Below are 10,752 nucleotides of genomic sequence, written 5' to 3'. Positions count from 1 at the left end.
TTTGATAGTGTTATGCTGGAATTTGGTCTTATTTGCTGTGGTTTCAACCTTCATAAGTATCATTTAAAGAAACAGGCAGCTTTGAAAGCCGCCTGAACTATCAATAAAATATATCTTTACCAGCGCGAAAAAAGCATTTTTCCTTCGTGCTTGTTCGTTATACCCTGTTTATGGGGAATTTGAGAAGTTTTCAACAATTAACATGAAAAAAACAGTTGCCCCTTCAAATTTTTCTTGAAGAGGCAACTGTGTTGTTTTGGTGGGCTGTTTTTTTACAGCCCCATATTTTAATATCCAAATGTCATAAGAATATTTTACTTATTTTATCACAAAGATCATGATTCGCGCTAACCTAATAGCTATATCTTAGCAATAAGAATCTTTCTGAGATATACACTGTCAAAGATATCAACTTTTCCATCCTCGTTCATGTCAGCAGAGTAGCTACTATTAAGATGTCCTGCACCAAGGAGATATTGCTGCATCATCACAAGATCAGCCGCATTCAATTCGCCGTCCTTGTTTACGTCGCCTTTGATTGGAAGCTCAATTGCTAATGGAACAGCAGGTTCAAGGACAAACCTCTGACTTTCAGTTCCTGTAAACTGCACCGAATAAAGCTCCGCTCCGACTTTTTTCGTATCTCCTGCATCAATACAATTATCATTCTGCAATACGGAATAGCTTCCGTCCCTGTTGCAAATTAGACTGAATTTTTGATTATCAGCACCCGTATATTCGGTAACTGAAAGCTTGCCTGAGCTTAACGTGAGAGCTTTTCCGTCTTGCTTTCTAATGGAATATCTGCCGTCATCACTCCTTGTAAAGTTCCATATCTGATCGTTTAGCGTAAATGGCGAAGGCGAGCCTGTAGGGTCAAACTCCAAGTCAATATTATTTATGTCACTCTGAACGATCTTATCATATATGTCAGCCATAAAGAGTTCTCCGGTAATGTTTCTTACCGTATAATTACCGTCTGTGACCTCGGGGTGAACAGGCTGGAGACTCCAGAGCTGACAGCCACCCTCCCAGTAATTCCACTGATTTATATTGCCGCCATTCTCCTTTGACCATTCGTACACGTCAAGTCCACTTGCGTCCTTTGAACATTTTGAAACTATACCGTAGTCCGATCCGCATTTTTTCAGCTTGAACAGCTGATTATCCCTGCCAGTATATTTCTGTAGCTCAACATTGACACCGTCACTGGCAGAGCTCTCTGAAACTGTGATGCACATTGACTCGTTCCCTGCCGAAACGATACGAAAATAATCCTCATCAACTGAGATAAGTCGCCACTGCTGCGCCCAGCTACCGTTTCGCTCCCATTGCTGTATATTTGTTCCCTCCTCAATTACACCGTTGGGAATATCTATTGTCATTCCGCTGTTCTGATTTATTATATAATAAAAAACTCCGCTAAGAAGCTCTGTTCCGCTGAGCCTTGTACAGGCTCCCGAGCCTGATATGTTTTCGGACGTGTTTATAAGCTGTGAATTCATATCAGTGAAGTCTGCAAGTCCCGAACGCGATTTGCCTGTGAACGCTTTTGTCTGTACGCCCCATACTGACTGATTGTTATTGCCAACTGCAGTAAAAGACATGACCTTCCTTCCGTTTTCGTCATTTGCCGCAAGGAAATAACCGTAATAGACCTGGTTCCCGATAATTATTTCAGCTGCTGAGCTGTCCTTTGCTTGCGACCATTTTCCTGTAACGGAACCGCTGATGCTACCATCGGAGTTCAGCTTAATACTACTGTAATCAATGATTTTTCCGTCTGTAGAACTTCCATGATTGATAAACTCATAATCACCTATGATATCAGTTTCGTCATAGCCTGTTTCAGAGATCATATCTCCTGCGTACTCATTAGGAGAAACTACAGGCCAGCCCTTTTCATTAAAGAACATAGAGTGTACGCGTACCTCATGATACTCAGCCCCGTCGTCAAAGCGTGTGTGATATACAAGATACCACCTGCCGTCGTCGTCACGCAAAACGGAATTATGTCCGCAAGCCATATAAGCCTTAGTAAGAGAACTGAATTTGTAATTTCCCATGACCTTGAGTCCTGTTGAGTCAAGATTCGTATCTGTCATAAGCACAGCCTGTCTGCCTGCAGGATCAGTGAAAGGTCCGAGCGGAGAAGTTGAGCGGAATACTCGCATATTATAACCGCCTGCGGAGGTAAGTCCACCGTAAGTTACCCACAAATAATAGTAGCCTGTATCAGCATTGTATTCGATGAACGCTCCCTCTCCCGACTTGCCATAGCCTCCCGAAATTTTAGTGCCGAAATAGCTATCGATCATTCTTCCGTCAGCAGTCTGTCCGGTTTTCGGATGTATGCACTGACCTGTTTCCGGATCTATCTCGAGGGTAAAAATACCGCCGGACCACGAACCGTAGCACATATACATCCTGCCGTTAGTATCAAAGTAAATTGTCGGGTCGATAGCGTTTGGATAGAGCTGATTATTGAAATTATCATTACTGAACCAACTGCTGTTGAAGCTAACCTTTCCCTGTGCGATAAGCTCGTCAATGTTAGTAGAAGTGTACTTGCGGTTAACATTCTTTGTGCTACTCTTTGCGTAGCTGTCATTATTAGTAAATCCTGAGTAGATAAGAGTATCTACAAAGGTATACGGTCCCTCGATATTCTTTGAGGCAGCGTATGCTATGACTGAGCGCATATAAGTAGACGAAGTACAGAAGTACATGAGATATGCCCCTCTGCTGCCGTCGCTGTTGATATAATCGCCGTCCCATACCACATCCGGAGCCCATACCGCAAAGCCACCTTCACAGTCCTCAAGATTTTCACCAGCCCAGTCAAAGGCTTTTTTGAGGTTCTGCGAAAGATTTGCAAATTCCACATTATTCGTGGTTGCATAGCCATTGGAGAAGCGTCTCCAGCTCTGAAGGTCACTGGACTTAGCGGCTTCAACATGTGAACCGAATACGTAATAAGTACCATTAGCCTTCACTACAGATGGATCGTGTACGGAAACGCGATTGCCTGCAGCATTAACGGATATCCAAGGCATAGTTGACAGCATAATACAACCTGAGAGGGCAGCTGCAATAAGCTTTTTGATTTTCATTACGATCGCCTCCTATATAAATTCGTTGATATTATTATAAAGTTTTTTAGCTAATTTGTCAATAAATCTTAGGTGTACAAAAATACTTTGCCTGTGAACTATAGTACTCAATACAGTTAAATCATAAAAAAAACTCCTCAGAAGTCATAACGATGTTATCTTATAAATTCAAAACTGTAAATTGTTTTCGGACTTACATTCGATCAAATACATTTTTATGAAAAAACATTGACATTAAAAATTTATATTGATATAATATTGATACTTTATGAAACTTCTATCGAATCTATAGATCTCAATCAATACGGAGGTATATTATGACAAAAGACGAACTTCATAGGTATATTGAAGAAAGCAAGGGCAATGAGAACAACATATGCCAGATTTGCGCTTACAAAGACGGGCAAATGGTATACAGTGATACTTGGCATGATTACAAGAAAGATGACTGCGTACACATAATGTCTGCTACAAAAAGCATCACGGCTTTGCTCATAGGTATTGCTCTTGATAAAGGTCAGATAAAAAGTATTGATGATAAAGTTCTTGATTATTTCCCTGATTACAAGGTCAAACGCGGTGAAAAAACAATATACGATGTGACTATCAAGCATCTGCTGACTATGAGAGCACCATATAAAGGTAAGGGTGATCCATGGTCAAAAGTATGTTCAAGCGATAATTGGACTTATACGTCCCTTGACTTCCTTGGAGGAAGGAACGGTCTGACAGGCGAATTCAACTATAAGACTGTGTGTCTGCATATTCTCACTGGATTACTATACAAGGCAACAAAAATGAAGACTGTTGATTACGCCAACGCCTATCTTTTTGAACCGCTAGGTATTAAACCATACTCGGTTTTTATCGCCAAATCAGCTGAAGAGCACAAACAGTTCACTATAGAGAAAACTCCAAAAGAGAATGTATGGTTCTGCGATACAGAGAACTTGGGAACTCCCGGATACGGACTATGTATGTCGGCAGAGGATATGGCTAAGATAGGTCTGTTATGTCTGAACAATGGAGTTTATAACGGAAAACGCATTATTTCTTCAAGCTGGATTGAAGAAATGACACATCCGAGAAAAATTGAAAATCAGAACTGGCAAGGCATGGAATACGGTTATCTATGGTGGATAATAGATCGTAAAAAGAAAATATATGCCGCTATCGGCAACAGCGGCAATGTTATCTATATTAATCCCGAAAAGAACAACGTTATTACAGTAGCGTCCTATTTCAAGCCTACAGTAATGGACAGAGTCGATTTTATCAGAGAGCATATAGAAAATATTCTTTAAACGTTATACGAACGGAATACCGCACTATAAAGCCAAGCAATAACCTGAATTACTGCCGTTACAGATTTGGCGATTTCCGTTGATGCGGATATTCTCTGCGATATATATTTATGTAAACTGAAAAGGCAGTCTCCTTTTGAACAAAAAAGCACAAGTAGAAAGCCACTGGTTTCTATGTCATTATCTAAAAATGACTCATATGCAGAAAACTATTATTTATTCTAAGAACTTTGCGTATCAAAACATTATGTGTATATAGATTATTGCAATTCAAAAAATAACATGATATAATAAAAGTAAAGATTTAATACCAATATAAACAGAACGGAGGGTTTCTATGAAACTTATGAAAAAAATAATATTAACTACCGCTGCACTGGCAATTTCTATTAGTAATGCTACTATATTTACTACAGAATCAAATTCCGCAGCCGTTAACTGGGACAAGTTATTGGAAGACAAATCTGGATGGATTCCTTACGACTTCGGTTCCGCAATGTATTTTCATAATAATTACGGCAATACCAAAGTTGAAGGCAATTTGATATGTATCGTTTATCATGTTCCCGATTTCTACAAAATGTCTGCTGATATTAGTACTTTCATGCGCGAAGGCGGTACAGCAGCTGAGAATGAATACGAGTGTAATACATTTACATTCGACTTCAATCTTACCAATACATCTTCTAGGAGAAGCAATGTAAAAACTTCAAAGATCAGCGGATCAAGCTCTGTCGGTTATCATTACGAGGCACTGATGATAATGAATAACTGCGCAGAAGGCTTTGATATTGACATCAGTCTTGAGAATACGAACACAAGGAAATCTTCCGACAGCGTAAGATATACATTCGTAAATGATGAAGGCCAATTGAAAGAGACCGATATTTACGACTGGCTGCCGGATTCTGTACCCGAATTCAATGAATATATTGATAAAAATGGAAATATCTCATTAAGAGACGGGTTGCTCGTATACTGTAAAAATATAAACACCTCCACTGGAGAATCACTGAACGTTGAACAGACAGGATCTGGAAAACTCGGTCTCGTTGTCGACACATATATAAGCAAAGACAACATCATTCAAGCTGTAGGTGGAGCCAACAGCATGATGAAGGTTTATAAGGGGGAAACTGAGGGCAACGTTGATATAACATTCAACTCAGGCAGAGAATGGGCAACAGACGAAACAGATCTATATTCAGAGACTGCTTCTGTTTATGTAGATGGAGCTCTTAATATTACCGAAAATATCAAGGATATCCCTGACTGGATACCTCAGGACTATGAATCAGCTGTAAAGTTCAGCAACGAACATGGTTCATCATTTGTAAACGACGGTATTATATGCTTTGTCCGAAACGAAAAGCTAGACAGGCTTGATGAATATCCTGTAGGCTTTGAAGGCTCAATTTCCAAAAATATCGCATGCTATGAGCTCATCAACAAGGTGTATGACGATCCCGAAGATAAGTATTACGCTTATAATGTAAGAGCTTATGATATACCGAACAGCTCCGATCTCACTGTAAACTTTAAATACGGAAATCGTGACTTTGATATAAGGACGGTCGGTTCTTACAGCTTTCAGAAAGACAGCACTGGTTACATAACCCAAACAGATAAGTATTCATGGCTACCGGACTGTCATGACGAATTTAATGCATACTTTGAAAAGCATGGTAATTTTTCTATACAGGACGACTATGTAATGTACTGCACAAATATTCCCTCTGATGATATAGTATATTTATCGTCTGACCAGAAAGGCACTGGAACATTGATTGAGGATCACGAAGAAGTATCAATAAAACATGAAGTAGCGTCAATAAATACAGAAGCACCCGATAGCAGTGTCCAAAATCATATAATAAAGCTTTTTAAGCCTGTAAAACCCGGCACAGTCAAGCTTATAATTTCAAAGAAAAAAAATCCAGAACAAAAGATCTCAGTTGAAGAAGCGTGTGCATATTTTACTGTCACCGAGGATATGCACATAATACCTGCAGAAGAAAAGGATATGAAAACAACAGTCAAGGGTGACTGTAACGGTGATGGTATTTTGGGTATTTCAGACCTTGTCTCCATGAACAGGTGGCTCCTGGGCAAGGACAGTCTGCCTGAATACGGTATTGCAGACATTAACGGCGACGATAATTTTGATATATTCGACTTTGTTGAACTACGCAAGCTTATTATAAAGACAATCAAGGAAGAACCAAGACCTGTTATGTTATTCATTGATGAGAACTACGCATGGTTAGCTTACCAGGAAGTTACTGTTATAGATCAATACGGTTCAGCTTACAAATTCAAATATAGTAACGAAACGGCAAGCTGGTCAGATGCCAAGGACGACCTAATCGTGATAGACTCTGATAATTGGTATGAACAGGTTCTTGGTATAATGGCATCAGGCAATGACTCAACCGTACAAATTCCCGACAGTGCAATGGCGGAAATAAACAAGTTTACTCAAAAAGCTGAAAGCTATAGTAAGTCAGAATTGAGTGGCATCGGATATATGTGCGATGCCGGCAGCAGTTCTGTATATATTATAGGCTCTGACACCAACGGTAATCCTGTTAATGCAAAAATTGCAACTTGTGGAGATTTTTACGGTTGGATAGATACTTCATCGGTAAAGGATTTCATAAAACTGCTCAGTAGCTACAATATTTACGGAAGTGATATCATAGACCTACTTGAATACAACCGTTATTCAGACTATTATTCGTTTCTGATTTAGTCAGTTTAGCTGAACAACTAAAATACAACGGCTTGCCAGTTAAAAGGCAAGCCGTTTTTTGGGAACCAAGAACTGCAGCTCCCATAAGGAGAGCTGTTTCGTTCAAATTTCTATACTGTCTTTTAGTCTTGTACATAAAACATTTTTCTCTTCACACATGCCTTCAAAACTGCATTTATTCAATCTGTTTTATGACATTATCCAAGAAGCCATTTCTTTATACTTATTTTATTATCAAGCGAACTTCAACTCATTGAAATCTGCATATCCTGAAGAAGAATTTGTATCAATGTACATACCTATTCTCATTACCTGATCTTTAGTTTCATGATCATCAGACCAGTATTTTAATACTTCTTCAAGATTGAAACCATTTTCAAGATGACATGTCTCATTAGTTTTTATCTGATCGCCCTTGCGGAAGAACTCTATATCAGTACCTATCATACCTGTAAGTATATCTTCTCGGGCTACGTCTTTTTTCATATAGTACTCTTTACCATTAAGAGTTACTGTCGTGAAATCATTCTCGTTCAGAACAGTCTGCTCATAATAATCCAATTCACTGAAATCTATACCGCCTTCATGGATAAAGAACCTCAGTGAGCAATTACCCTGATATACGGTGCCTCTCAGGACCATGTCCACAAAATCGTCTGCCTTTAAATCAACGGAGTAATTGATATCAAAGTCCTTGCTCGACTTTCGGCTATCGCTGTCGGTATAGTCCTCATAGCTTTCACAGGTATAAAAGCTTACATCGCTCCAATCAGATGTTAATGAACCATCGTTTCTAACAACTGTCCGAAGTCTGTCATCATTGTAATTATTAGACGAAACATATATACATCTCTGACCGTCTGTTCTGGAATCGGCATGATCTCCCACCAGCAAAACAGCTTCGTCATCAGAAAGAGGTATCTCGCGGGATTTATTAAGAACGTATTTCGTGAGGAGAACAAGATCACTTACGTTACTTCTAAAGTCTCCGTTGACATCACCTGAAGTTTCTATTCTGTTCACACCCATAGAGTTGATTATCGCTTTGCGGCATTCGATTACATCAAAGCTGTTAACCACACCGTCCCCATTGAGATCTCCGCGTACATCAGGTTCAAACTTCTGAATACCAACACAGAACTCAGGGTCACCAGATGCAATATAAAAATCATCAACATAGTAATCAACAGGAGCTGACGGAATGAATACCACTCTGTACTTATGAAAAACATCATGAGAAAAGGTAAAAAGTAAGTCACTGATATTGGTCCACTGTCCGGACTTGCAGACTCTTGAACCAGATTTTATTTCCAGATTATACATAAGAGGCTCATCAGTGTATTCTACAAGCTGTACCTCAAATGATACATCGTCTTTTGAATTATTGAATATTCTTGCTCCCGTCTGATAATAGCTTCTGGAAATATCTTCCGATTCCGGCAGATCATAGGGATCCAGCTCATAGAAAAACGAAGCCTCACCATGTTCATCGGACTGCGTTATATGCAGTGAATGTGTTCCGCTGTAAAAACGTTCATCTGAAATTACCAAAGAAGGCTCTTCGCCGAGAACTCCGGTTTTGTCATTTCCCGATTCAAAATCGACCTTGATGATCTTTCCGTCAATATCAACGGGCAGCGGATCATGCTCTTCATAAGGCCTTACGGGCACAGTCTTTCCGAAAACGCTTTCATCGGCAATATCATAGGTTATATCCAGTGAGTTCAGCTTTGCGGAGCCGCTGCTCCTGTACGCCTCAAGATCAAACTGCACATCGTAAATAAAGCCAAGATCGAGTCCGGCTGACGACCACGCCTTGAAATGCTCCAAAGCATCTATGGTACCATCTATATGATTACTCTTTCCAAGCTCAAGAGGCTCCCGCCTCGCAACGCTCCAGTATATCTTATACTGATTGGACGCATCAAAGCCGGTATTACTGTTTTCCCTGTATATATCGTAGTTAGTACCGTCAACGGTCACGGTAGATATTGCATCTACATTTCCCGGCGGACGCCATGAGCCCCATACTTCAACAATGTTAAAAAGGGTGTCCGGATGGGTGAACCAGCCCCTGACGCCTACATATTCGCTTCCTCCGGGTGTAATGTCAAGATCGTATCTTACCTTGCATTCCCTGAACTGGTATGCGCTTACTGTGTTCTTTTCAAAAGACTTTCCTTTTGTGACAGCGAAATTATGGATCTCCTCCCAGCTGGCAGTAAAACCGTTAGTACCGGAATTCTCGTATTCGATCGTTCCGGTATAGTTATTATTCCAAACATCATATACATAACCGTCAACTTCACCTTTATCCATATAATCGGCGGCATTGGCTACAATAACCCTATTTGAAATGTTAATGAAGTTATTCGCTCCAAAGAGACATATTCCTGCGGTAATAGTTGATATTAATTTTATCAATTGTTTCTTCATAATCATCACCCCATAAGATAGGAATTCTTTAATCAAATTATATTATTCAGCATACTAAAAGTCAAGTCATTTATTGTTATCTGATTTTTACGATTAGAAATCAATTATCCCAATTCAGATTATATCAGCTTAAATGAGAATGAGCATGGGTCACAGACAGAGATGGATTCAGATATTTGAAACGAACCTGTTTAGCGTCTGATACGCGCCTCACTCCTTCTTTACCTTTTCTTTTTTTGAAGTCAAGAGAGATTTGTGATGTCAAGGTTGTTACTTCGTTGAAATGTTCATTCTGCAAATCATATGTAATCCCCTACATCAATAAAGACTATCTTATCCTACCAGACAAATGGAATCTTAATATAATCAACATTTCAAACAAAAGAATAACTCCTTCTGAAACAAAGCTATATTCTTTCACCTCTTTAAACTGTATCCAATATTACCTATATTTCAGCTCAGGATGCTTCATGTAGTACTCTTTTTTATTTATATACATTTTTTCATCTGCATTTTTCATTGCTAAACGTATATCCTCACCGTTTCTTACAAAGTAATAACCTATTGCGAAATTAACATCACTGTCTATGGCTGATTTCTCATAAAGCTGTATAAGTCTATTTTTCAGTTCATCTTCGTCTATTCCTTGTGCTATTAGCATAAATTCGTCTCCGCCCGCACGATAAACGTCACAATCATAAAATATCTGACTCAGAATAGCTGAAGCTGTTCTTAGCAGCCTATCGCCTGAACTATGACCTTTCTCATCGTTTATACGCTTCAAACCATTAAGATCGGCAAATATAACAGCATATGGTTCATTCAATTCGGTTTTACCACTGACTACATCATCGATATAATTATTCATTGAATTACGATTTTGACATCCCGTAAGTATATCCATAAAACTGAGGATCTCAAGCTGTTTCATCAACTGGTAGTTAGCAATTTCAGATGCTATAAAGAATGTAGATAACTCTAGTGTCTCCTTAATCCTTACAGTTTCCTCTGTCTTGTAGTTCAGAGCCCACAAATAACCAAGTATCTGATCATTATGCTTCAGCGGAAAGAGAATTGTGCTCCTTATTCCGTTATCAGCAAGCAGCGAATAAAAGTCATTGTTATCAGATTCAAGCCATTCTAAATC

At 39.2% G+C, this 10,752-nt stretch carries 5 protein-coding genes; 2 read left to right on the top strand and 3 right to left on the bottom strand.

The window, feature by feature from the left end:
• Nucleotides 1–359 precede the first annotated feature (359 nt).
• Nucleotides 360–3,113: an RICIN domain-containing protein gene (locus J6U00_RS11495; RefSeq protein ID WP_296581994.1), complete on the bottom strand. Its 2,754-nt coding sequence runs from the start codon at nucleotides 3,111–3,113 to the stop codon at nucleotides 360–362.
• A 317-nt stretch (nucleotides 3,114–3,430) separates the two neighbouring features.
• Here J6U00_RS11495 and J6U00_RS11490 point away from each other — a divergent pair, with 317 nt between their 5' ends.
• Both J6U00_RS11490 and J6U00_RS11485 read left to right on the top strand, forming a co-directional pair.
• Complete coding sequence (locus J6U00_RS11490; protein WP_296581993.1) at nucleotides 3,431–4,417, top strand: serine hydrolase; 987 nt, start codon at nucleotides 3,431–3,433, stop codon at nucleotides 4,415–4,417.
• 337 nt (nucleotides 4,418–4,754) lie between these two features.
• Nucleotides 4,755–7,169, top strand: a complete 2,415-nt coding sequence (locus J6U00_RS11485) for a dockerin type I repeat-containing protein (RefSeq protein WP_296581992.1) — start codon at nucleotides 4,755–4,757, stop codon at nucleotides 7,167–7,169.
• 234 nt (nucleotides 7,170–7,403) lie between these two features.
• On the opposite strand, the gene J6U00_RS11480 is transcribed toward J6U00_RS11485, so the two are convergent.
• Nucleotides 7,404–9,488: a glycoside hydrolase family 11 protein gene (locus J6U00_RS11480; RefSeq protein ID WP_296581990.1), complete on the bottom strand. Its 2,085-nt coding sequence runs from the start codon at nucleotides 9,486–9,488 to the stop codon at nucleotides 7,404–7,406.
• Between the two features lie 559 nt (nucleotides 9,489–10,047).
• On the bottom strand, nucleotides 10,048–10,752 hold a 705-nt coding region (locus J6U00_RS11475), incomplete at its 5' end, for a GGDEF domain-containing protein (protein WP_296581988.1).

It is taken from the genome of Ruminococcus sp. (assembly GCF_017650195.1).
GTDB lineage: Bacteria > Bacillota > Clostridia > Oscillospirales > Ruminococcaceae > Ruminococcus.
The sequence above is the reverse complement of the archived record's forward strand: the minus strand, read 5'-3'. Positions and strand labels throughout refer to the sequence as shown.